Below are 23,341 nucleotides of genomic sequence, written 5' to 3'. Positions count from 1 at the left end.
CCGGCCCGACCGCGGGCGCCACGAAGGCCTGGTCCGCAGTTCAACCGCGCCGGTAGAGCTGCAGATAGCTCGGCGAATACAGTCCGGCGTCCTTGAGCGCATCGAGATCGTTGATGGTCAGCGTGCGATCGCGCAGCACGATCCGGCCCGACGCGCGCAGCTCCTGGACGGTGCGGTTGAGATGGACCACCGACAATCCCGTCGCATCGGCGAGATCCATTTGTGTCACCGGCATGATGCAGGAATTGCCCTCGACCATGCCGACGGGACGAAGCCGCTCGAAGATCTCGCAGAACAGATGCGCCACGCGCTCCAAGGCCATGCGCCTTCCAAGATTGACGGCCCATTCGCGCTGGATCGCGTTGTTGACCAGCGTCTCGCACCAGAACGCTTCCGCGAGCGAGCGGTCGCCGGCCAACAGGCTCTCGAAACGGGCGCGCTTGATCTCGGCGTAGACCACCGGCGTCAGCGTCGCGATGGAATGGTCCATCACCGGGAGCAGGAACGCATGGGTGTCACAGCTCTCGCCCGGAAAAATGAAATTGACGATCTGGCGCCGCCCATCCTCGAGCATTTTGTAGCGGCAGAGCCAGCCCGACAGCAGGATACGGACACTGTCGACAGAATCCCCTTCGGCGAGGAGGTCTTCGCCCGGGCCGCCACGTTGCAACCCCTCGAGCATCGCATATTCGAGTGAAGCGCGGGCCTCCGCTGACAACAGCCTCAGCGCGCTCAGCCGGCGAATGGCCGGCTCCACCACGCTGCGATCGGACGTCGACAACGGCATCAGCCAGCCACCACCGGTGTGTGAAACGTGCGCTTGCTGAGGGGGATCGCGATGGCGCATTCCAACCCCGCAGGGTTGAATGCCAACGCGGTGTGCCCCTTGAGCTCGAATGCCAGCGTGCGCTCCAGAAGCTCGGTACCAAAACCCTTTCGCGGCGGCGGCTTGACCTGCGGTCCGCCGTGCTCGCGCCATTCGAACAGGAGCGCGGCAGGATCCCTGCCCTCGTCGAGGCGCCAGGTGATTTCGATACGTCCGCCGGGCCGGCTCAGGGCACCGTATTTCAGTGCGTTGGTCGCAAGCTCGTGGATCGCGAGCGCAAACGTCTCCGCGGCCTTGGCCTGGAAGCGCACCTTGGGGCCGGACACCCGCATCTGCTCTCCTTCGCGGGCGTTATAGGCCAGGAACTCCTCGACGACGAGAAATTCCAGGTCGACCCCACTTTCGGGATCGCGGGTCACCAGCGCCTGGGTGCGGGCGAATGCGTTGAGCCGCCCGTCGAGATGCGAGGCGTATTCCTCCACCGTGGAACTCGTCTCGGCGGAGCGGCGGGCGATCGAGCGCACCACGCCGAGCGTGTTGCGGACACGATGTTGGAGCTCGGCCAGCAGCAGACGCTGGCGCTCCTCGGCGCGCGTGACCGCGGTGACGTCGATGAAAGTGATGACGACGCCAGCGATAAGATTGTCGATGCTGCGGTAAGGCAGGATGCGCACGATGTAGCGCGTGCCGCTGTCCGTCGCGCTCAGCTCGCGCTCCACGCTCGCGAGCGTGCGCAGCACACGGCGGATGTCCTCGTACAGCTCCTCGATCGGGACGTGGGCCTTGATGTGGGCGATCGGCCGGCCCGTATCGGTCTCGACGAGATGCAGGATCTGCCTGATCGCCGGCGTGAAGTTCATTACGCGCATTTCGTTGTCGAGAAACACGGTGGCGATCTGCGTGCTCTCGAGGAAGTTCTTGAGGTCGCTGCTGGTGCGCGTCAATTCCTGGACACGATGCGCCAGCTCGCCGCTGACCGTCGTCAATTCCTCGTTGACCGACTGCAACTCCTCGCGCGAGGTTTCGAGCTCCTCATTGACCGACTGAAGCTCCTCGTTGAGCGAGTGGTATCCCGCGTTGGAGGATTTCGGTTCCAGGCGCCGCAGATGTCGGGCATAGACCTGGATGTACGCGGGGATCTCCTCCGGCGACAGCACGAAATCGGCGATGGAAGCCGGCGTGTTGCCGTCGGCCAGAGGCGAGGCTTGTTCGGGGCTCGCGACTCCTTCGGCAATGGCGAGACCACCATGATCCTTCAAGGCCGCAGTGCCGAGCGTGCCGTCACCGCCTGTGCCGGCCAGGAGGACGCCGATGGATTGCTCGGCGCGTTCCTCCGCGAGCGACACCAGGAAGCTGTCGATGATGGCGCGCTCGCCAGGCGACTGCCCGGCCTTCCGAACCGCGAACCGGCCGTCCTGGATCGTGGTGATCATCGCGGGCGGACACAGATAGATGGTGCCGCCCTCGACCACATGGCCATCGGCGATCTCAGCGACCTTGCCGCCGTTGGAATTTCTTACGACCTCTCGCAACCGCGGCTCGTCGGATGCCTCGTGATGCTGAAGCACCAGCACGAGGGTCTGATCGGCGCCGAGGGTCAACTTGGAAAAAAAGCGCGCGATGCTGTCCGGCGAACCCGGCGAGGCGCCTACGCCGATGATCAGCGGGACTTTCCTCTGGCGCTCTCCATCGACCGGCTGGTCGCCGACTTCGTTCATGGCTCTGGCAGCTTTCGTTCACCGACCGGGGCCAACGGGCGCCCGTCCCTGCAAATCGCAGAAATCGATATTATCCCAACAGATCAAAGACAAAAACGTCCCGAAACCTGTTTCGATTTCCGAACCAAGCCCCTCCCGGCGACCCGGCGTCAAGGGTTCGGTCAGATGTTCGGTCTCAATGCGTAGGTCAGGCTGGCTCATGGCTACCCCGGTTTTGGCTGGGTCGCACCGGCCGAGCCTCCGATGACGATGATATCGCGGTGGCATGGAACCCAGCTTCGGTTGCATTGTTGTACGAGGGCGCCACCGGCCTAATGTTCCCAGCGAGGGGGCGCCGGAGGGATCATGTCGGTATCGTCCACGTCGTCTCGTCAGCGCGCGCCATTGATGGGTCGCCGCATCCTCGTGGTCGAGGACGAATATTTTCTCGCCGATGACATCGGCAACGCGCTACGCAAACTCGGCGCGGAGATCGCCGGTCCCGTCGGCCACATCGAGGATGCGGTCGAGATGCTGCACAATGGCGGCGCTCTCGATGCCGCGGTCCTCGACGTCAACATCCGCGCCCAGTCGATCTTTCCGATCGCCCGCGAGCTCAGGGCACGCCAAGTGCCCTTCGTGTTCACCACGGGCTACGACAGGCTCAGCATCGAAACGGAATTCCGGGACGTGCAGCTCTGGGAGAAACCGATCGACATTGTGGCCATGGCCCAGAACCTTGCGAGCCTCGTCCGCGGTCAACCGCATGATACCGCGCAGCCTCGCCACCGATCAGAGCAGATGCGCGAAAGCAAGCCAGGCGGTGACGGCCAGGCATAGGATAACCGCGGCGTAAGGTAGCGCGACGCGCAAGACGGCAAGCTCCCTCGCGTCAACTCACCATCATCCAGACGATTGCCGCCATCATGACGAGAAAGCCCGTGATTGCAGTCGCGACAAAGGCCTGTTCGATGCGGTCCATCGCCATCGCAGCCCCCTTCTGTTTCCAGCCCGTCCAATTTGACGGCTTCGGGGCCACCGCGCATTAGGCTATGTGAATCGGCTGTCTCCTTATAGTCGCATCAAGGGATGTGCCGCACTGCTCCGCGAAGATTGCAGCGACGGCATCTTACGATCTTGCCGTGCCCGGCTCGGCCATCTTGCGATGCTGCCTGGCCAGGATCTCGTTCGGTGTGACGTTGGCGACCGTGGTCTGGATCTTGTTCTTCAGCCCGGTGACGATATCGGCCTCGCCGCGCAACATGGCATCGAAGCCCGCCTTGGCGACGTCGTAGGCGCCATCCTTCTGCTCGGTGCCGACCTTGGTGTCCATCATGTCGGCGCGGCGGAAGAATTCGGTGTCGGTGGCGCCCGGCATCAGGCAGGTGACGGTGACGCCGCTGTCACGCAGCTCCTCGCGCAGCGCGAACGAGAATGAATCGAGGAACGCCTTGCTGGCGTTGTAGGCCGCCTGGAAACTGCCAGGCGTGAAGCCGGCGATCGAACCGGTGATCAGGATGCGGCCGGCATTGCGGCGGAGCATCTCGTTGCCGACGCGGTGGATCAGATAGAGCGTGCCGGTGATGTTGGTGTCGATCAGGTGTTTCACCCTGGCGAAGTCCTGGTCGAGGAAGGCCTTGCCGAGGCCGACCCCGGCATTGGCGAGCAGCGCGTCGATCGGCCGGTCGCCCACCGCGGCGCAGAGCTTGTCGACGCCTTCGGTGGTGGAAAGATCGGCCTCGACCGGCTCCACGCTGACGCCGAGCCGGCGCAGATCGACGGCGACCCGCTCGATCTGGGATTCATCTGCGGCGATGACCAGGTTGAAGCCTGCCTGGGCACAGCACCTGGCGAGCTCCAGGCCGATGCCGGTGGAGGCGCCGGTGACGACGGCGAGTTGATTGGCGGGCATGGCATATGTCCTTGCGGTGAGATGATGACGCCCAATCGCTCCGCCGCCATCTCGTTCCTATCAGGTGCAGTGCGAAGAATTGTGCAGCGCTTAGCAACCATCGTTCATTCCTGGACTTAAGTGGCAACTGGTTCAGCCGAGAGGACGAAAGATGAAGGCGCTGGTTTGGCACGGCAAGGAGGACATCCGCTGCGACACCGTCACCGACCCTGAGATCCAGGATCCGCGCGATGCCATCATCAAGGTCACGAGCTGCGCCATCTGCGGCTCCGACCTGCACCTGTTCCACAATTTCATTCCCGGCATGCTGCCCGGCGACATCATGGGGCACGAGACCATGGGCGAAGTGGTCGAGGTCGGCTCCGGCGTCGACGGCAAGCTGCAGAAGGGCGACCGGATCGTCGTGCCCTTCACGATCATCTGCGGCGAATGCGACCAGTGCAAGCGGGGCAATTTTTCCGTCTGCGAAACCACCAACCGTAAGCGCCATCTGGCCGACAAGGTGTTCGGACATACCACCGCCGGCCTGTTCGGCTACACCCACCTGACCGGCGGCTATCCCGGCGGCCAGGCCGAATATCTGCGCGTGCCCTATGCCGACGCCACCCACATCAAGGTACCCGCCGGCATTCCCGACGAGCAATTGCTGTTCCTCAGCGACATCTTCCCGACCGGCTGGCAGGCCGCCGTGCAATGCGACATCGAGCCGACCGACACGGTCGCGATCTGGGGCTGTGGTCCGGTCGGCCAAATGGCGATCCGCAGCGCCCTCCTGCTCGGCGCCAACCAGGTGATCGCAATCGACTGCCTGCCCGAACGGCTGAGCATGGCGGAAGCCGGCGGCGCGACCACGATCAACTTCGAGACCGAGAGCGTTCTGGAGCGGCTGCAGGAGCTGACCGACGGCAAGGGCCCGGAGAAATGCATCGATTGCGTCGGCATGGAATCGCATGTGATGGCCTCGCTGCCGGACACGCTGCTCGACCGCGCCAAGCAGATGGTGATGGCGGAGAGCGACCGGCCGCACGTCCTGCGCGAGATGATCTATGTCTGCCGTCCCGGCGGCATCATCTCGGTGGCAGGCGTGTACAGCGGCTTGTCCGACATGCTCCCGATGGGTGCCTTCATGAACAAGGGGCTGACGATGCGCACCGGCCAGACCCACGTCAACCGCTGGACCGACGATCTGCTGCGCCGCATCGAGGACGGCGAGATCGATCCGTCCTTCGTCATCACCCACACCGTCCCGCTCGAACAGGGACCGGAGATGTACCAGGTGTTTCGCGACAAGCGCGATTCCTGCGTCAAGGTCGTGCTGAAGCCCTGAGGAGCAAGCTCATGTTTCATTTCTCCAACATCGTGCGCACCAAGGGCGATCCGAAGATCGTCCAGGGCGGACCAAGCCTGAAGCAGCCGGCGGACCAGCTCGCCCGCGCGCTCGGCTGGTTCAGCATCGGCCTCGGCGTCGTCGAATTCCTCGCGCCGCGGCGCGTCACGGAGACGCTGGGCATGGAAGGCCACGAGACGCTGGTGCGGGCCTTCGGCGTCCGCGAGATCCTGGCCGGCATCATGTCGCTGTCGGTCGAGAAGAACGCTGGCCTGTGGGCCCGCGTCGGCGGCGACGGCCTCGATGCCGCCGCGCTGCTGTCGGGGCTGACGCCGGACAATCCCAAGAACGGCAATATCGCGCTGGCGCTGCTGATGGTCGGTGGCATTGCCATGCTCGACTACCGTGCCGCACAGGACACCAAGCCGCGACGCCCGCCGCGCGATGCACGGCGTAAGCTCTATCCGAACCGCAGCGGTTTCCCCAAGGGCATCGAGAGCGTCCGGACTGCGGCCAGGCAGATCGCGGCTCACGCCGGACAAAACGAGGTGAAGCAAGGTGATGAGCGTCGAGTCCCCTGACGAAGCCAAGTGGTGGGAATCCGCCGAGATCGCACTGATCTCCTTCCAGGACTCCAACGGCGACGGCAAGGGCGACCTTGCCGGGCTGATGTCACGGATCGATTACCTGAAATGGCTCGGCGTCGACGCGGTGTGGCTGACGCCGATCTACAAGAGCCCGTTCCGCGACCTCGGCTATGACATCTCCGACTATTGCTCGGTGGATCCTGCGTTCGGCAGCCTGGAGGAGTTCGACCGCCTGCTCGAGGCGCTGCACGCCGCAGGCATCCGGCTGATCCTCGACCTCGTCCCCAATCACACCGCCAATGATCACGCCTGGTTCGTCGAGAGCTCAAGCTCGCGCAACAGTGCCAAGGCCGATTGGTACATCTGGGCCGATCCTGCCGAGAATGGCGGGCCGCCCAACAACTGGCTGAGCCGGTTCGGCGGCAGCGGCTGGGAATGGTGCGAGGCGCGGCGGCAATATTATTATCATTCTTTCCTGGTCGAGCAGCCCGACCTCAACTGGCGCAATCCGCAGCTGCGCGCCGCGATCGCCGACGTCATGCGCTTCTGGCTCGACCGCGGCGTCGACGGCTTTCGCGTCGACGCCAGCGCGGTGCTCATCAAGGACGCGCTGATGCGCGACAATCCGCCTAACCCGCAGGCCAAGGGCAAGCCGCCGCCGCAGCGGCAGACGCCCGTGTTCACCGACGACCGGCCGGAGACGATGGATTGCATCGAGTTCATTCGTAAGGTGATCGACACTTATCCGGGGCGCATAGTGTGCGGCGAAGTCCAGGGCAAGACCGACCGCATCGGCCACTTCTACGGCAACGACAAGCCGCGCCTGCATCTGCCGCTCAATTTCGCTTTGCTTGACTCGCAATGGGATGCGTTGTCGCTGCAGGCAACGATCGATTCCTATTTCAACGCCATCCCGGAAAAGGCCTGGCCGGTCTGGGTGATCGGGGGCCACGACAAGCAGCGGATCGCCAGCAAGATCGGCGAAGCCCAGATGCGCGTGCTGGCGATGCTGCTGATGACGCTGCAAGGGACACCGTTCTTCTTCATGGGCGACGAGATCGGCCGCAAGCGCGTTCCGATTCCGTCCGAGCGCGTCCGCGATCCCTTCGAAAAGCTCGTGCCCGGCTTCGACCTGTGCCGCGATCCCGAGCGCGCGCCGATGCGCTGGGACGACAGTCCGGAGGGCGGCTTCACCAATGGCAAACCATGGCTGCCGCTGGAGCGTCCTGATGGTGCGGCCAACGTCGCCGGGCAGCAGCGCGACGAGCGTTCGATCCTGGCACTGTTTCGCGCGCTGATGGCGCTGCGGCGCGAGCGTGGGTGCCTGCGCCGGGGCGGTTACGAGCCGCTGCGTTCGCTGCAGGACGTCCTCGCCTACAAACGGACCGATGGCGGCGACGGATTACTGATCGCGCTCAACATCGCTGCCGAGCCGCGGAAATACCACTGGCAGGGCCGCGGCCGCCTGCTGATGTCCACGCATCTGGATCGCCCGCCCGAGCCATTGCCGGACGCATCCATCCTGCTCCGCGGCAATGAAGGCGTGATCATCGCAATCGAGGCGCGGTGACGGCAGGAACCATCGGCGCATCAGTGCGTCTGATCAACGCCTCCTGCCCCCCCGGCCGGAGGCGGACTGCGCGAAACCGCGGCCCCGGCGCTCGCCCCCCTTCAGGCGCCGGGGCTGGCGGCATGAAGCTTGGAGGCAGGCCAAGGGAGGCAGCTCATGAGCAAGACGAACGGTCTTCGGCAACGCATCGTCGGCAAGACCAGGCAGGCCGTCGGCGAGATCATCGGCGACCAGGATCTCCACGATGACGGCAAGGCGCAAGCCGAGCGCGGCCGTGACGAACAGGACAAGCCGAGCGAGCTCAATCCACTGAAGAAGCTCAAGCAGCTGACGTGAACGCCGAGCCGCGACCAACGGTCTCCGATACAGCGCGGCACGCTGGCGGAGGCGCGTTGCGGTTCACCGGGCGAGCGCGACGTTCGCGTTGGATCGCCGCCGCCGAGCTCGGCTTGATCAGCAGCACGTTCTCGACCCTCGTCAGCCAGCTCTTCGCCGCCCGCATCGGCCGCGATGCCGCGGTCGACTGGATGACGGTGGCCGCCATTCCCGCGCGCGACTGGGCGCTCAGCGCAGAGCCATCGTGGAGCGCGATCCTCGCCGGCATCGGCTTTCATCAATGGGCGGATTTCTCCTGGGCGCTGGTGTTCTTCGGCGTGCTCGGGCGCTGGACCGCGGACTTAGCGCCGCGAACGATCCTGCTGCTCGCGCTGCCGTGGGCGGCGTTCACCTCGAGCATGGAATGGTTCGTGCTGGTGCCACTGTTTCCGTTCTGGCAACCGCTGTTCACGTTGCAGCAGCCCTACTGGATCGGGCTGCTGGTCCATGGCTCCTCGGCCGTGATGTATCCCCTGTTCGCCCGGCTGCGCTGGAGGCGCGGCCATGCGCGGCTGCGCGATATTCGTTTCACCAATGTCTGGGCCACCGGCGCGGTGGCCGCGATGGTGCTGCTCGGCGCGATAGCCCTGTTCGGCAGCCACGGCTACGAGCCGCCGTGGATGGGCCGCGACAGGGATGCGGACCAGACCTATATCAGGCACATGACCGCGCATCACGCCCAGGGCATCGAGCTGGCGCGGATCGCCGCCGAACAGGCCCAGGACCCGCATCTGCGCAAGCTCGCGATGCTGATGGTCGCGAGCCAGGCCGGCGAAATCAGGATCTTCGAAAACTGGTGGCTGAGCTGGTTCGACACGGAGATGCCCGACTGCAGCACGGAAGAACGTGCTGCCATGCCGGGCTACTTGACGCCGGCCGAGATGCGAGGGGTCAAGGCGGCGCCGCCCGACCAGTTCGACGCGGTCTTCGCCGAGGCGATGACCAAGCATCATTCCGGCGCGGTCCGGATGGCCGATCAGATGTGGCAGAGCCGCGGCGATCTGCGCCTGCGCATCATGGCGCATGCCATTCGCCACGGCCAGCAGGGCGAGATCGCGCTCATGCACGGCGTCGACGGCGTTACGGCCGTCGCCACGGCCTTCCGCAACATGTTCGGCGACAACGTCAATTGAGCTGATAGCACCCTACTCGCGCCAGAACTCCGCCAGCTCCTCGGCGGTCACGAGGTCGACCTGACCGTGAAAGCGGGTGCGGTACATCGTCATGAGCGCGTCGTGCCCGACGTCGGACGAGCTGCACAGCGCATCCTCGACGATGACGACCCTGAAGCCGAGATCGACGGCGCTGAGCACCGTCGAGAGCACGCAGACGTCGGTCTCGGCGCCCGAAATCACGACCGTGCCGACCTTCTTTTCGATCAGCAGGCCCGCGAGGCCGGGATTGCTGAAGGCGGAATAGGCCGGCTTGTCGATCACGGCCGCCGGCGGAACGAAGCGGCTCAGGACCGGCACGAGGTCGAGAGCGGACGGCGGAAGATGCTTCCGCGTCGCCTGGTGCCAGCGATGAAAATAGTGCTGCCACTGTCCGGGACGATCTTCCGGATCTTCCGGCGTGATGAAGCGCGTGAAGATCGTTCTGATCTGGAAGCGCAAAACGATCGAGGCGATCGTTGGCAGGACGCGCTCCATCCAGGGTGTCGCCCAGAGACCACCGGGCGCGAAGATGTTCTGCATGTCGATGCAGAGGTGAACGGCGTCCCTGATCTCGGCGACGTCCGAGGCGCTGTTTCTCATTGTCCTCCACCGGCAAACGCATGGCCGCGGCCCGTCCGCAGCGGGCTTACCGACTGCAAATGCGATTCCGGCGGCAATCGTTCCGCATTCATGCGGCCGGTGATCCGGCAGGATGATGCGTCGCTTACGGCAGATTGTCGCGCAGAAAAATGTCGATGCGGATGCGCTCCTGATCGGGGCTGATCGGCTCACCCGAGCAATGCGCGAGCAGGACCCGCGCCGCAGACCGCGCCTCGTGGCCAGGATCCTGGTTGATGATGGCATCGAGCGTGCCGCGCACCAGGAAACGCCGTGTGTACTGGGTGAGCTCGTGGGTGATCCAGACCACCTCCCGCGCGCGGTCAGAGGCCTCCAGCGCATCGGCAATGCCGCGATTTCCGGCGCCGCAGCAATAGATGCCGCGGAGATCGGCATGGCGCGCGAGCAACGCGGCGGTGAGCTCCCGCGTGCGTGCACTGTCGTCGCGGCCCTCGATGACCGGGAGCGCGACCAGGTTCGGATATTCGCTGGACAGGATCTGGTGGAAGCCGAACTGCCGCTCGGTATGATCGCGCAGCGACAACGATCCGGCGATCACGGCGACCGTCCCCTCGCACCCGGCCAGGAAACGTCCCATCAGCGTCGCGGCAGTCCGCCCCGCGGCCGGGTTGTCGATACCGACGTAATGCAGGCGGCGCGAGCTCGGCGCGTCCGACACGAGAGTCACCACGGCGACCCCGCGCGCGGTGAGTTCGTCGATCGCGGCGCGCACCCTGGGATGGTCCAGCGCGATGACGGCGACGCCCTGATAGACCGGCGACAGGTTTTCGAGCGCGCCTGCCAGCACATCCGGATCGAACACGTCGACATGGAGGATATCGATGAAGCCGCGCTGGCCGGCGAGCCAGTCCGCGGTGCGCTGGACCTGCTCGGTCAAATTGGTCATGAAGCTGTTGCTGCCGGTCGGCAGCACGAAGGCGAAGCGAAAACTCTGTCCGCGCGCCAGCCGGGCGGCCGCCACGTCGGCACGGTAGCCGAGCTTGGCGACGGCGGCCTCGACACGCGCAACGGTCTTGGCACGGACGCCCTCGCGCCGGTTGACGACGCGATCGACGGTCGCAAGCGAAACGCCCGCCGCACGCGCGACATCCTCGAGCGTGGCGCGAACTGCCGGCTGCATCGCGCCAGCCGTCATTCGCGCGCCGCCCACAGCATGCCGCGCGTCATCAACGTCCGGATCTCGGGCACGTCGAGCTCGTAGGCGCGGTGGCCGAGCGAGGAATAGAACACCCTGCCCGCGCCGTAACGCTTCTTCCAGACCACCGGCATCACTACGCCGTCGATCCAGGGCGCGTGCTCGCCCGTGAAGGTGGTCGTCGCCAAGACCTCGTTGGCGGGGTCAACATGCATGTAGTACTGCTCGGAACGATGCTCGAAACTCTTCAGGCCCTTCATGATGGGGTCATCCGGCTTCGTCAAGTCGACCTTGTAATCGATGATGTTGCCGGGATGCGCCACCCACTGCCCGCCGCACAGGAACTGGTAGTCGACCGACTCGCGGAACGCATCGCACATGCCGCCATGATGGCCGGCGAGTCCGACGCCGCTGCGCACCGCCGCGCAGAGATTGAGCGCGTCCGCCTTCTCGATCTTCGACATGGTGTAGATCGGAATGATCAACGACAGATCATGGATCGCCGGATCGCCGAATGCTTCCGTCGTCGTCTCGATCCGGACCTCAAAACCTTCCGCCCTGAGCCAGCCGCGGATCATCGAGGCACACAGATCCGGATCGTGTCCCGGCCAGCCGCCCCACACAATCATTGCCTTGCGCATGTTCTGTCCTCAGTCGATTTGTCCGGTTTCACGTCCGGCCGGCAGCATCGCCGGCCGCTCGATGCGGCTCTCGATCTTGACGCGTCGGCCGTCGTCGGCGGAAGTCTGGAACGCCTCCATCACCTCCAGCACGTGGAAGGCGAGCGCGCCGCTGGCGCGGTGCGGCCGGTCGTTCAGGATCGCGGAGGCCATGTCGGCGACGCCGATGGAACGAAACTCGCCTTCGACATGACCGTGCGTCAACGGCACCGTCTCAAATTCACCGCCGGTCTTGGCGACCTGCACCTCGCCGCCGAAGCGGTTCGGGTCCGGTACCAACATGCTGCCCTTGTCGCCATAGATCTCGATCGGCGCATGCCGGTGCTTCGGCACGTCGAAGCTCATCGCGATCGAGACCACCGCCCCGCTCTCGAATTCGAGCGTGCCTGCAACATGGGTCGCCACCTCGACCGGAATCAGCGCGCCGTTCATCGGCTGGCTGGTGACCAGACGCTCCGATTTCGGGCGCGCGGTCGAGCCCATCACGCTGGCGACCGGACCGAGCAATTGCACGAGATCGGTGATGTAATACGGGCCCATGTCGAGCATCGGCCCGCCGCCGCGCAAGTAATAGAAGCCGGGCGCCGGATGCCAGCGCTCGTGGCCGGGACAGCCGAAGAAGGCGCTTCCGGCGACAGGGGTGCCGATCGCGCCGTCGTCGATCAGCTTGCGCGCAGTCTGGTGCCCGCCGCCGAGGAACGTGTCGGGTGCGCTGCCGACGCGAAGCCCTTTCTGCGCGGCGAGATCCATCACCTTGCGGGCTTCCGCGACGTTGATGCCGAGCGGCTTCTCGGAGTGAACGTGCTTGCCGGCGTTCAGCACCGCGAGGCTGACGTCGGTGTGGGCGAGCGGAACGGTGAGATTGATGACGATCTCGACGTCGTCGCGTTTGAGCAGCTGGTCGACCCGCATCGCCGGCAGCCCGAAGGCGGCGCCCTGCCGCTCCGCCACATCGCTGCGCATGTCGGCCAAAGCTCTCACCTCCATGAACGGGAAGCGCTGCGCTGCCTTGAGGTAGGCGGTGCTGATCACACCGCAGCCGATGATTCCGACGCCGATTTTTCTCATTGCGTTCTCCGTGAAGTCCTGCTCATCCCTTGACCGCGCCTGCGGTGAGGCCGGCGACGATATGCTTCTGTGCCAGCAGGAACAGAATGATCGTCGGCAGGATAGTCAGCGTGATGAAGGCCAGGATCAGGTGCCACTCGGACGAATACTCCCCCTGGTAGATCATGATGCCGAGCGGCCAGGGATAGAGCGCATCGGTGTTGAGCATCACGAGCGGCAGCAGATAGGCGTTCCAGCTGTTGACGAAGGTGATGGTGCCGACGGTCGCCAGGATCGGTCGCGACAACGGCAGTGTCACGTAGCGGAAGAACTTGATGTAGCTACAGCCGTCGACCAGCGCGGCCTCAAGCAGCTCATAGGGAATGTCCTTGAAGAAGCGTCGCAGCAGCAGCACGCTCATGGCAAGGCTGAAAGCGACCTGCGGCAGCGCGACGCCGAAATAAGTATCGAGCAATCCGAGATCGCGCACCTTGATGAACAGCGGCAGCACGGCGGTCGCTGCCGGAAACAGCAGGCCCAGCGTCAGGTAGCTCAGCAGCATCGAGCTACCGAAGAACCTGACGTGGGCGAAGGTGAATGCCGCCATCGAGGCGACGATCAAGGTCAACGTCACCGTGAGCGTCGAGATGATCAGCGAGTTGCGCAGGAGCTGCCAGTAACGGGCCGAGAACAGGATGTCGGCATAATTCTGCCATTCCCAATGCGTGGGCCAGCCGAACGGATTGACACGCAATTCACCGAGCGACTTGAAGCCGCCGAGCAGGGTCGCGAGCAGCGGCACAAGCACGAAGACGGCGACGACGGCGAGGAACACCGTCTTGAACAGCACGGCGGGATCGAACGGCGCGCGGGTGGTCTCGGCCCTACTCATCGCGCATGAACCATCGCTTGTAGGTGAAGGCAAAGGTCAGACAGATCACGAACAGGATGACGCCGATGGCGCTGCCATAGCCGACCCGCATGCGGGAAATGCCGTTGTTGTAGAGGAAGCTCACCATCGTGTTCGACGAATCGGCCGGCCCTCCGCGCGTCAGGGGCATGACGAGATCGAAGAGCTGCAGCGAGCCAATGATGGCGAAGAACACGGACAGACGGATCGTTGGATAGAGCAAGGGGATCACGACGTGACGCAACGCCTGCGTCCGCGTCGCACCGTCGATCCGCGCCGCCTCGACCAGGCTCTTGTCGAGGCTCTGGAGCGCCGCGATGAACAGCATCATGTGGAAGCCAAAGTACTTCCAGACGATCACGATCAGCACCGCCAGCATCGCCGTGTCGGTCGAGGCGAGAAGATGGGGCGGCTCGGCGCCGAAACTGCGCCAGATCGAGGCGACCAGGCCGTAGTCGCCGTCATAGACGAAGGAGAAGATCAGCCCGGTCGCGATCTCCGCGAGGATGTAGGGCATGAAGAACAGCATGCGCAGCACCACAGCCCCACGAAAGCGCTCGGCGAGCATCAGGGCCAGCGTCAGCGCGAGCGGCAGCTGGATTGCGAGCGAGACCGCGATGATCAGGCCGTTGTTGCGCAGTGCGAGCCAGAAGGCGCGCGTCTCCAGCACGAAACGGTAATTGTCGAGTCCGATCCAGTTGGTCGGCCTGCCGAACCCGTTCCAGTTGAAGGCCGAGTACCAGGCGGCCTCGCCGATCGGCAGCACCACGAACAAGGTGAACAACAGCAGCGCCGGCGGCAGGAACAGGATCAGAACAGTGAAGCGGCCGTCCCAGCGGGGGCCGCGAAGCGCGGCCCGCGGGGCCGTCTCGCCGGCAACGCTCATCGCCGACGCGATCGCGATCCGCCGCGCCACCTCAATTGCCCTGCTTCCACGCCGCCTCGATCGCTTTCGCCGCGTCCTGCGGGCTCATGCTGCCGCCGGCGATCTCCGCGGTGACGTCGTTGACGACGCGGCCGACCGAGGGGCCGAGGCTCTGGTCATAGAAGTTCTGGTGATAGTTCGACTTCGCGAGATTGGCCGCGATCAGCTTCATGAAGGAATTGTTGAGACCGGCGTCCGCGCCCTGCACCACCGGGATGATGAAATTGCCCGCCGCAAGCCGGGTCTGCACGTCCTTCGATACGAAGTACTTCAGGAAATCGACCGCCTCCTTCGGCGAGCCCTTGGTGATCAGCCAGCCGGTGATACCGCCGAGCGTATCCGTCGGTGCACCCTTGCCGCCTGATACGATCGGAAAATCGAACCAGCAGATCTTGTCCTCGCTCAATCCGACCTTGTCGGCGGCGAGCGCGCGCTGCAAGTGGTAGACGGTCGAGATCGCGAGTGTCATCGCTGCCTTGCCGTCGCCGAAATAGCCGACGGCCTGCGGGTTCTTGAAGCCGAGGAAACCGTTCTGGAACGGCTGGAGATCGACGAGCTGCTTGAACAGCTCGCCGGATCTTTGGAAAGTCTCGCCGGCAAAGCCACCGTTCTCGCCCTTCAGCGCCACCTCGAAGGCCGGCTTGCCGCCGAGGCGCACCGCAAGATGGGTCCAATAGAAGTGCAGCGGCCACTTGTCGGCGCCGCCGACCACGATCGGCCTGACGCCCGCCGCTTTCAGCGTCTTCACCGCGGCAAGCAGATCGTCCCAGGTCTTGATCGCGGCAGGATCGACCTTCGCCTTGGCCATCAGTTCCTTGTTGCAGAGGAAGCCGACCTGCGACAGCGCGGTCGGCAGGCCATAGACGCGGCCATTGCTGGTGAAGGCGGCGAGCGCCGCCGGCGTGAGGCTGTCGCTGTAACCCTTCACGGAATCGGTGATGTCGTCGAGGACGCCAGCCTCGATCTGCGTCTTCAGGACGCCGCCGGCCCAACTGTAGATGATGTTCGGCCGGTCCTTGGATTGCAGGATGGTCGGCAACTTGGCCTTGTAGGTCTCGTTTTCGAGAAATTGCATCTCGACCTTCACGCCCGGATGCGACGCCTCGTAGGCGCGCGCAACCTCCTCCCAGATCTTCACCTGGGCCGGATTGGCCTCAATGTGCAGCCATTTCACGGTTGCGTCGGCTGCGGCAGAGTTGGCCCAAAGCAGGCAGGCGGCAGCGGCGAGTCCCAGTTTCCCGAGCAGTCTCATCACATCCTCCCGGCCGATCTTATTCTTGAACCGCAATCCTGCCTTCAATATTTGAGGTACGCAACTGAAATTCTGACCTATGCACCTCATGGACCGACTGGCTAATGTCTCGACAAGAATCGGGACGGCCCACCGTGCCGCCCGCAAGAGACTGAGAGGTGCCCATGGCCGCCATCTATTCCGACCTCGCCGGCAAGGTCGTGCTCGTCACCGGAGGTGCGGCAGGAATTGGCGCCGCGATCGTGCGGCGCTTCGCGGAGCAGAAATCCAAAATCGTGTTCTTCGACATCAAAGTCGAGGAGGGCCAGCGCCTCGCGCGCGAGCTGTCCGATCAGGGACTGTCCGCGCATTTCCAACACGTCGATCTCACCGACATCCCCGCGCTGCGCGCCGGAGTCGTGGAGGCACGCAAGGCGCACGGCGCGATCAACATCCTGATCAACAACGCCGCGCATGACGAACGGCACAACACCGAGGAGATGACGCCTGAGTATTGGGACGATCGCATCGCGGTGAATCTGAAGCACCAGTTCTTTGCGGCGCAAGCCGTTCTGCCGGACATGAAGGCGGCAAATGCCGGCGCCATCATTAATTTCGGCTCGGTATCATGGATCGCCGGACAAGGCGGCATGGCCGCCTACACCGCCAGCAAGTCGGGCGTCATCGGTCTCACGCGCTCTTTGGCGCGCGACTACGGTCCCTACAATATCCGCGTAAACGCGATCGCACCGGGCTGGATCATGACCGAGCGGCAGCTCGAGAAATGGATGACGCCGGCGGGCGAGATCGAGCTGCAGCAGCGGCAGTGCCTGAAGCGCCGGCTGATGCCGGACGAGGTCGCGAAGTTCACCCTCTTCCTCGCCTCGGAGGAAGCTTCCGCCTGCACCGCCCAGCACTACATCGTGGATGGCGGCTGGGTGTAAGATGCCGAGGATGGCGGACGCATCCGGGCGCAGCCCGGTCGCCGCTTGCACTGCAAAACCATTTGCGCCGCAACATTCAAAAATGAGACTGCCCGTCAAACCGGACGAGGCGCCCGCGGAGGCACCCCGCCGCGGTAGCGCTCGGGAATGGTGTCGGGTGCGCCACTTAAGAGAAAAGTCGGGCCGCGGCACTCGGCAAAGGTTACACAACGCGCGTTTCGTGCCTCGAAAGTGTCTTTCGAGGAGGATGCCCGAACTGCCATCCGATCGGGCGATCTGCTGGCTAGTTTCTGATGTCGGAGCGCGGGCCCATCCATTCGAGCATGCGACGGCCGAACAGGCTGCCGAGGCCGACAAACATGGCCGCCGTTCCGACGTTGAACATGATGATCATCAAAGTCGCGTCGCCGGCGTGAAAGAGCGAGAGAGCCGTTGCGGTGATCGCCGCGACCGATAGGCTGCCCATGAACGTCACGGACGTCGGTCGCAGCGGCGCCGCGTACCGCAGCATTACCAGCATGGCGAGCGACAACGGCAGGCTCGTCAGAACCAAGGTTGCAAGACAACGGATCGTCTCGCCGAGACTGACCCCGTTCGGTCCCATCGATATCCACTGCGCGAGGCACTGGTAGCCGATGTTCGACAACCAGATCGCCACGGCCGGCGTGGGCAGGATCAGCCACAGTCGCGAGCGGTCGGGAAGACTGACGAGGAAAGCCGCGATGGCCGCAAGCACGCCCGTCAAAGCGGCCCCGGCCATCCCGCCGGCGAAAGCCGGATCGTGCAGCCGCTGCGCCAGGTCCGGACGGATGCCCTGACTGACCGCGAGAAGCGCCACGACCAGGGCTGCGAGCAGTAGCCAGCAGGCCGCCCGCGTCACCGGCGGCCGAAGCCGCCGCACCGGCTTCATGTTCGCGGCGAGGGATTCGATGAGATCGGGGGTGGCTATCATGGCTCGCTCCGATCGCCCAGGATCTTCCGCAGGCTCTTCACCGCGCGATGCATGTTGATCTTGAGCGAGGCGATCGACATCCCGCTCGCCGTGGAGGCTTCCTTCAGAGACATCTCGTTGAGCCTGAGCAAACGTATCGCCTTGCGTTGCATGGGAGGAAGCTTGTCAATCGCCTTTTCGAGTTCGTGTCTGTCGGGTGTCTCTTCCAGGTTCGATTGGGGCTCGGCAAAGGTTTCATGTTCGGGCATCAAAGGCGTTTCCCGGTTCCGCCTGCGCCCTTGCCGTCGGAGCCGGTCGATGAACCGCCGGTTCGCGATCGTCACGAGCCACGGGCCGAATGGCCTGGTCGGATCGAATGTATGCCGGATCGCGTGGACGGTCAGCAGGATGTCCTGCACCGCGTCCTCGACGTCGCTCGGGTCGCGATGCCGGCGCGCCGCCAGCGAACGCAGGTAGGGCGTGATTTCCCGAAGGAGGCGCTGATAGGCCGACCTGTCGCCGTCCTGGGCATGGGCCATCAGGATCGCCCAGTCGGTGTCGCGCCTCGTGAGCTCGGGGACGGCAGGCGCGGCGTCGCCTTCGCTGCCGACGAGCCTGAGCTGAGGAGGGCCGCCGGATCGCCCGGTCATGGACGGCCTCCGCCAGGGACTCGGCGCCGACAGAGCGAGGCGGCGAGATGGTCGAGCGAAAGCCTGCCGGGACCGAGCGCCATGAGGGCGATGGCAAGCGCTGCCCACGGCAGATGGAAGTTGGCCCACCCCTCCGGCACGACGAGCTGGATCACGCCCGTCATGACCAGGAGCGCGAGCGCGCTGAAGCGCGTTGCGAATCCCACGATCAGCAGTACCGGCAGTACGATCTCCGCGATGCCGTCGAAGTACGCGAACACGGCGGGAAAGGGAAGATCGTACGCGTGTCCGAAGATGTGCAGCTTGAACTCGTCTTCGAAGAGGTACGACGCCGCCGGCGACAGGGACAGGAAGCCGTCCCACTTCGTCAATCCCGATTTGAAGAACGGCAGCGCCAGAGCGATGCGAAGCACCGGCGGCGCTACGACGAGGGCGACCTGCGCGAGACGCTCCAGGAGGTCCCGCACGACATCTTCGGCGGTCGACATGGTCGGGAAAGATCTCATGTCCCTAGCGGCTCCTGCGCGAACCCGAAACCGACCACCATGCCCGCCAGGATCAGATCCGACAAATTCGCCGAAAGATCAAAAGTCGGGTCGGCGGCATTGGCTTCCTCGAAAGCGGCAAGCACCGGCCTTCCGGATGCGAGCGCGTGGATGAACTCCGGACTGCCGTTCGGAATCGATCGAACCTCCACGTCGGCCTCCGGCCGGACGACGATCGCGTTTTCGCCGCCGGCCGCCAAATCGACCGGACCTGGAATGCCGCCGTCGACGTTCATCTGCCAGATCGTCAGCGCCGGAAACCGCGAACGTACGATCCGGACCGATGGATGCAGCTCCAGGGTAATAGCCGGAATCCGGTCCGGTGCGATTTCCACAAACGCCGAGAGACCGATCGGCGAGGCCTCGGCTGCGTGGTAGGCCTCCGTCCACGCCCGCTCGATGCGCGCCACGTCGGCCAGATAAGGCAGCACGGAAGCAGGTTCGAACTGGCCGATGAAGTCCGGGAAGCCCGCGCCATAGTCGAAGAGCATCGGCGACCGGGGCAAATCACCGACGACGTAGGCGCGGGCCAAGGCGAGGAAGAATTCCGATCCGACGATGCCGTGCACCGCGGGATAGGCATCCTTCAGTGTCTGGGTCAGGCCGACGATCACGTTGTTGCGGTAAACGGCGAAGCGCCGCGAACTCGGCTTCCCGTCGGGGCCGACCAGGCCCGCCGGTGTCGGAAGCGCGGGATCGAGCAGCGCGGCCGCGAAAGACCGTTGCAGTTCAGCAAGCGGCTGCATCACGTGGCATCTCCGGACGGTTGGCGGCCATGATCGCTTCGGCACGTTCGGCTTCGCCTGCGAGCGTCGGCCAAGGCGGCACTTCGGCATCCCACTCGATCAGGGTGGGAACCGGACCGATGAGTCGGATCGCGAGTTCGTAGAGGTACCAGACGGCATCCTCGACCGGGCGATCATGAGTATCGATGAGAAGCGGCCTGCCGATCTCGTCGGCCTGCCGGCGGTTTCCGGCGAGATGGATCTCCTTTACGCTTGCGAGCGGATAGCCTTCGATATAGGCGACCGGATCCCACTGCTGGTTGGTCGACGCGACGAAGACGTTGTTAACGTCGAGCAGAAGGCCGCAGCCCGAACGCCGGGCGACTTCGGCGATGAAGTCGGTCTCAGCGTAGGTGCTCTCGACGAACGCGACGTAGGTCGACGGATTCTCGAGGAGCATCTCGCAGCCGAGCGCCGTCTGGACCTGGTCGATGTGCTCGACGACGCGCTGGAGCGTCCCGGACGTGTACGGTACGGGAAGCAGGTCATTCAGGAAACCGGCGTCATGGGTCGACCACGCCAGATGCTCGGAGAACAGGCCAGGTGTGTAGCGTCGCCTGAGCTCTCCCAACCGCTTGATGTGGTCTTCGTCCAGGGGCCTGTCCGCGCCGATCGATAATCCGACGCCGTGAAGGGACAACGGATAGCGCTCCCTGACGGCCGACAGATAGCGGTGCGGTGGACCTCCCGCCCCCATATAGTTCTCCGCATGTACTTCGAAGAAACCGACGTCGGGCGCCGTATCGATGATTGTGCGGTAATGCTCGGCCTTGAGGCCGACGCCGGCGCGCGCCGGTATACGATCTTCTGGCGACGACGAAAGAAAGCGCATGGCGATCTCGAGGATGGAGGGCGGGCCCGCGGGGCCCGCCCCGGTTTCATCAGGCCTTCGGGGTGAGGCTTCCGGCGCCCTTCGGCGTGTTCATGGTCGTACAGGTCCCCTTGGGCTCGAGCTTGAACGCGTTGCCCTGATAATCCACGGTGCTCGTCCCCGCGCAGGTCGTACCGGCTCCGGCGTAGCAGTCGTTCTGGCCCTTGAGGGCCACGCCGAAGCACTTCTCCATCTTGCCGCCCTGCATCGCCTTCATGGTCTGGGCCTGCTTCTCCTTCATCATCTTTTCCATGTCGGCCTTGCCCTGCGCGGTGGCCGACGTGGCTACGAGCGTTCCGACAGCGACGGCGAATGCGCCGGCAACCATTGCATTGAGCGTGCGATTGGACATTTCGAGTTCCTCCGGGTTCGGAGCGACTTTGCGAGGTGCATGGTCGCTGTCCGACGGGTTGCTTTTCCCGTCCGTACCGATGTTCGCTGCGTGACTGGTAAAGGTTACATGGCTCGTGCGCCCTACGGCCCTTCGCCAGGTTACATTCTGCCGAGATAGGCGATGAGGTCGCCCGCGGCCGTGGACCACCAATCCGCATCGCCCTGCATGTACCCGACGACTGCGCCGGAGCCCGAGATGGCGTAGGTGATCGGCATGCCATAGAGCGCAAACGGCGCCTTCTTGGCGTTCTCGGCGTCGGAGTACGCCGCGTATCCGTTCGGGTCCAGGAAGATCGGAAGCGCCTTCAAGTCGAGCGACTTGACGAAACGCGCGACCGCTTCGCGCGGACCGCGGTCTTCCGAGACGGCGACGACATGCACCCTGCCCCGCCAGGCGTCCCGATATAGCCTGTCCAGAGCGGGTAACTCGAAGCGGCACGCCGCGCACCACGACGCCCAAAAGTTCACGAGTATCGGCTTGCCGCGTAGGATCGACAGATCGATCGTGCCGCCTTCCAGACGAAACAGCCGCAGCGGGGGCAACTCCTGCGGCGGACGGAGAATGGTGAACTGGTAGCGTCCGGATGCGAACCCGGGAACGTCATCTTCAGCCGCGGTCGCCTCGCGCGGCGCGAATTCGGCCGCCATGCCGACCAGCGCGCGCAGCAGAATGGCGCGACGTGAGGGCATCCACGCTGTCGCTTCCTTCTTCAAGCCGTCTCCAGCACCGACAGCGCCGGCGACGATTGAGGGACTGCCGGCCGGAACGCGACGAAGAAGAATAGCGGATTGGGCAGCCAGTACAGCCATCCGATCGACGGTTCTCGCGTCCCGTCTGGAAGACGCAGGTCGAGCCACACGTACAAAAACTTGTAGATGCAGAGCCCGGGAACCCAGTTCGGCTTCAGTCGCGAGGTTCTCAGGTATTTGCGGGCGATGTAGTAGTTGCCCTCGAAGGGCATGATCCCGAAGAGGCCAATCGGTCCTTCCGCGATGACTTCGCCGCTCGCTCGATGCGTGATCCGGACGCGGCGCGACATGCTTCGACTTCCCATGCAGTACCCGCGGATCAGTTCGCTGCATCTCCAAAAAGGTTACAGGTCGCCGCGCAGTGTGACCATCTCGCCTCTTCGTTCCACGTCAGCTCCGGCCCCGTCTTGGGCATCGTTCGCGCTCGAGCCGCCGGACACATCGAGGGAATTTTAGGGCATCCGTACCCAGGGGACCGGAGCGGTGATTTCTGGCCGCGGGACGTAACCTCGGGGCGGATCGCAGCGAACTAGACGTGAGGCCTCCCGCCCGCGGCGCCTTAGGCGGCACCGGCTATCACCTCGAAAGGCAACGATTCCACATGAAGAAATCGCTCGAACGATGTCTGATCCTCTCGGCCGCGACGGCCGGACTGCTCCTCGCTTCGGTCGGAAGCAGCTTCGCGGCCCAGCCTCTGAAACTGGAATTCGTCACTCACGCTGCCTTCTTCTCGGCGGAAACCAAGCAGCCGAAAACGCTCGACCCTCAGGTCTTCGTCGAGGATGCCTCAGCAACGGAGGCGACCGGTCCGCAGGGCATCAAGCACGTCGCCGGAGTGCGGCCACCGTTCATCGACCAGGACGCCAGGACGTTGAAGTTGTTCAACGCCGAGCACCAGCCGCTGGGCTTCGATCTCCGGTCGTGGCTGTCCGCTACCGGCACCGTCACGATCTCGGAGAAGGACGGCAAGGTGACGCTCGATGCGACGTTCAAGAATCTGCAGCCGAACGCGAGCTACAGTCTCTTCGAGAATCACTTCGACACCACGCCGATCACGTTCACGCCTATCGACGGCGCCGGAAAGGCGAACAGCTTCACCGCAAAGACCGACGGCACCGCCAGCGTCACCGTGACTCTGCCCGGCATGCCGACTCACGCCAACGCCGTGCTCGTCATCTACAACAGCGGCGGCCAGCCGCACGGAATGGAACGCGGCCGCATCGGAGTTGACGCCCATCACCAGATCATCGCGCGGCCTGAGTGATCCTGAGGCGCTCTTGGGGTTTCCGGTCGCGGCTCCCACACTCGGCGCCGACGCTGTTGAACCAATCACGAGCAGATTGCTCCGAAGCGTTAGCTGCGCCCTAGGTGTGGTCTGTCAGGAGGTTGTCCATCTGGTCTGAACCGAGGAAGCTGAGGTTGCGAAGCTTCAGTGTTCCAAGGAGAGACCAGATGAA

25 protein-coding genes and 2 pseudogenes are annotated in these 23,341 nt (G+C 64.4%); 8 read left to right on the top strand and 19 right to left on the bottom strand.

The window, feature by feature from the left end; all coding sequences use genetic code 11:
* Positions 1-40 precede the first annotated feature (40 nt).
* The 3 genes and pseudogenes from XH84_RS28880 to XH84_RS41945 form a co-directional block, all read right to left on the bottom strand.
* Positions 41-787: a Crp/Fnr family transcriptional regulator gene (locus tag XH84_RS28880; protein ID WP_128920511.1), complete on the bottom strand. Its 747-nt coding sequence runs from the start codon at positions 785-787 to the stop codon at positions 41-43.
* Positions 787-1,920: pseudogene (locus tag XH84_RS41950) on the bottom strand (sensor histidine kinase); the annotation flags it as partial. The gene XH84_RS28880 and the pseudogene XH84_RS41950, both read right to left, overlap by 1 nt.
* 42 nt (positions 1,921-1,962) lie before the next feature.
* Positions 1,963-2,544, bottom strand: a pseudogene (locus XH84_RS41945) (chemotaxis protein CheB); the annotation flags it as partial.
* 345 nt (positions 2,545-2,889) lie between these two features.
* On the opposite strand from XH84_RS41945, the gene XH84_RS28870 reads away from it, so the two are divergent.
* On the top strand, positions 2,890-3,363 hold the full coding sequence (locus tag XH84_RS28870; RefSeq protein ID WP_128920509.1) for a response regulator: 474 nt from the start codon (positions 2,890-2,892) through the stop codon (positions 3,361-3,363).
* Positions 3,364-3,652: 289 nt separating this feature from the next.
* Here XH84_RS28870 and XH84_RS28865 read toward each other — a convergent pair whose 3' ends face one another.
* Entirely contained in the window at positions 3,653-4,435 is a 783-nt protein-coding gene (locus tag XH84_RS28865) for an SDR family NAD(P)-dependent oxidoreductase (RefSeq protein WP_128920508.1), read from the bottom strand.
* Between the two features lie 151 nt (positions 4,436-4,586).
* Here XH84_RS28865 and XH84_RS28860 point away from each other — a divergent pair, with 151 nt between their 5' ends.
* From XH84_RS28860 to XH84_RS28840, 5 genes are all read left to right on the top strand, one after another.
* Complete coding sequence (locus tag XH84_RS28860; RefSeq protein WP_128920507.1) at positions 4,587-5,762, top strand: zinc-dependent alcohol dehydrogenase; 1,176 nt, start codon at positions 4,587-4,589, stop codon at positions 5,760-5,762.
* An 11-nt stretch (positions 5,763-5,773) separates the two neighbouring features.
* On the top strand, positions 5,774-6,343 hold the full coding sequence (locus XH84_RS28855; protein WP_128920506.1) for a hypothetical protein: 570 nt from the start codon (positions 5,774-5,776) through the stop codon (positions 6,341-6,343).
* Positions 6,324-7,919, top strand: a complete 1,596-nt coding sequence (locus tag XH84_RS28850; protein ID WP_128920505.1) for an alpha-amylase family glycosyl hydrolase — start codon at positions 6,324-6,326, stop codon at positions 7,917-7,919. The genes XH84_RS28855 and XH84_RS28850 overlap by 20 nt, the downstream gene beginning before the upstream one ends.
* A 156-nt stretch (positions 7,920-8,075) precedes the next feature.
* Positions 8,076-8,255 (top strand): CsbD family protein, encoded by a 180-nt coding sequence (locus XH84_RS28845; protein ID WP_128920504.1) that lies wholly within the window; start codon positions 8,076-8,078, stop codon positions 8,253-8,255.
* On the top strand, positions 8,252-9,427 hold the full coding sequence (locus tag XH84_RS28840) for a DUF305 domain-containing protein (protein WP_206734152.1): 1,176 nt from the start codon (positions 8,252-8,254) through the stop codon (positions 9,425-9,427). The genes XH84_RS28845 and XH84_RS28840 overlap by 4 nt, the downstream gene beginning before the upstream one ends.
* A 12-nt stretch (positions 9,428-9,439) precedes the next feature.
* Here XH84_RS28840 and XH84_RS28835 read toward each other — a convergent pair whose 3' ends face one another.
* The 7 genes from XH84_RS28835 to XH84_RS28805 all read right to left on the bottom strand — a co-directional run bounded on the left by XH84_RS28835 (position 9,440) and on the right by XH84_RS28805 (position 16,036).
* On the bottom strand, positions 9,440-10,048 hold the full coding sequence (locus XH84_RS28835; protein WP_128920502.1) for a cysteine hydrolase family protein: 609 nt from the start codon (positions 10,046-10,048) through the stop codon (positions 9,440-9,442).
* 124 nt (positions 10,049-10,172) lie between these two features.
* The gene (locus XH84_RS28830; protein ID WP_128920501.1) at positions 10,173-11,222 is read right to left on the bottom strand and encodes a LacI family DNA-binding transcriptional regulator; all 1,050 of its coding nucleotides are present in this window, start codon (positions 11,220-11,222) and stop codon (positions 10,173-10,175) included.
* Positions 11,219-11,863 carry a ThuA domain-containing protein gene (locus tag XH84_RS28825; protein ID WP_128920500.1) on the bottom strand — a complete coding sequence of 215 codons (645 nt, stop codon included), beginning with the start codon at positions 11,861-11,863 and terminating at the stop codon, positions 11,219-11,221. Before XH84_RS28825 ends, XH84_RS28830 begins: the two co-directional genes overlap by 4 nt.
* 9 nt (positions 11,864-11,872) lie before the next feature.
* Positions 11,873-12,970, bottom strand: coding sequence for a Gfo/Idh/MocA family protein (locus XH84_RS28820; RefSeq protein WP_128920499.1), 1,098 nt, complete (start codon positions 12,968-12,970; stop codon positions 11,873-11,875).
* A gap of 22 nt (positions 12,971-12,992) precedes the next feature.
* Complete coding sequence (locus XH84_RS28815) at positions 12,993-13,841, bottom strand: carbohydrate ABC transporter permease (RefSeq protein ID WP_128920498.1); 849 nt, start codon at positions 13,839-13,841, stop codon at positions 12,993-12,995.
* Positions 13,834-14,775 (bottom strand): carbohydrate ABC transporter permease, encoded by a 942-nt coding sequence (locus XH84_RS28810; protein WP_128920497.1) that lies wholly within the window; start codon positions 14,773-14,775, stop codon positions 13,834-13,836. The genes XH84_RS28815 and XH84_RS28810 overlap by 8 nt, the downstream gene beginning before the upstream one ends.
* 1 nt (position 14,776) lies before the next feature.
* On the bottom strand, positions 14,777-16,036 hold the full coding sequence (locus XH84_RS28805) for an extracellular solute-binding protein (RefSeq protein WP_128920496.1): 1,260 nt from the start codon (positions 16,034-16,036) through the stop codon (positions 14,777-14,779).
* 164 nt (positions 16,037-16,200) lie between these two features.
* Between XH84_RS28805 and XH84_RS28800 the strand changes: the two genes are divergently transcribed.
* On the top strand, positions 16,201-16,959 hold the full coding sequence (locus tag XH84_RS28800) for an SDR family NAD(P)-dependent oxidoreductase (protein WP_128920495.1): 759 nt from the start codon (positions 16,201-16,203) through the stop codon (positions 16,957-16,959).
* 283 nt (positions 16,960-17,242) lie between these two features.
* Here XH84_RS28800 and XH84_RS28795 read toward each other — a convergent pair whose 3' ends face one another.
* The 8 genes from XH84_RS28795 to XH84_RS28760 all read right to left on the bottom strand — a co-directional run bounded on the left by XH84_RS28795 (position 17,243) and on the right by XH84_RS28760 (position 22,174).
* Entirely contained in the window at positions 17,243-17,911 is a 669-nt protein-coding gene (locus tag XH84_RS28795; protein ID WP_128920494.1) for an NrsF family protein, read from the bottom strand.
* Complete coding sequence (locus XH84_RS28790; protein WP_128920493.1) at positions 17,908-18,540, bottom strand: RNA polymerase sigma factor; 633 nt, start codon at positions 18,538-18,540, stop codon at positions 17,908-17,910. The genes XH84_RS28795 and XH84_RS28790 overlap by 4 nt, the downstream gene beginning before the upstream one ends.
* Positions 18,537-19,028, bottom strand: a complete 492-nt coding sequence (locus XH84_RS28785; RefSeq protein WP_245471883.1) for a DoxX family protein — start codon at positions 19,026-19,028, stop codon at positions 18,537-18,539. The genes XH84_RS28790 and XH84_RS28785 overlap by 4 nt, the downstream gene beginning before the upstream one ends.
* 14 nt (positions 19,029-19,042) lie before the next feature.
* Positions 19,043-19,831, bottom strand: coding sequence for an HvfC/BufC N-terminal domain-containing protein (locus tag XH84_RS28780; RefSeq protein ID WP_128920724.1), 789 nt, complete (start codon positions 19,829-19,831; stop codon positions 19,043-19,045).
* Positions 19,815-20,702 (bottom strand): MNIO family bufferin maturase, encoded by an 888-nt coding sequence (gene bufB, locus XH84_RS28775; protein WP_128920491.1) that lies wholly within the window; start codon positions 20,700-20,702, stop codon positions 19,815-19,817. Before bufB ends, XH84_RS28780 begins: the two co-directional genes overlap by 17 nt.
* Positions 20,703-20,751: 49 nt before the next feature.
* Positions 20,752-21,093, bottom strand: coding sequence for a BufA1 family periplasmic bufferin-type metallophore (locus tag XH84_RS28770; RefSeq protein WP_128920490.1), 342 nt, complete (start codon positions 21,091-21,093; stop codon positions 20,752-20,754).
* A gap of 140 nt (positions 21,094-21,233) precedes the next feature.
* Positions 21,234-21,824 (bottom strand): TlpA disulfide reductase family protein, encoded by a 591-nt coding sequence (locus XH84_RS28765; RefSeq protein WP_164936393.1) that lies wholly within the window; start codon positions 21,822-21,824, stop codon positions 21,234-21,236.
* Between the two features lie 20 nt (positions 21,825-21,844).
* A complete protein-coding gene (locus XH84_RS28760) occupies positions 21,845-22,174 on the bottom strand; it encodes a hypothetical protein (protein WP_128920488.1) in 330 nt (109 codons plus the stop codon).
* A gap of 311 nt (positions 22,175-22,485) precedes the next feature.
* Here XH84_RS28760 and XH84_RS28755 point away from each other — a divergent pair, with 311 nt between their 5' ends.
* On the top strand, positions 22,486-23,148 hold the full coding sequence (locus XH84_RS28755; RefSeq protein ID WP_206734151.1) for a hypothetical protein: 663 nt from the start codon (positions 22,486-22,488) through the stop codon (positions 23,146-23,148).
* Positions 23,149-23,341: the final 193 nt, after the last annotated feature.

The sequence above is a fragment of the Bradyrhizobium nanningense genome (assembly GCF_004114535.1).
GTDB classification, from domain to species: domain Bacteria; phylum Pseudomonadota; class Alphaproteobacteria; order Rhizobiales; family Xanthobacteraceae; genus Bradyrhizobium; species Bradyrhizobium nanningense.
Note: the sequence above shows the minus strand (reverse complement) of the source record. Positions and strands in the feature narration are given on the sequence as shown.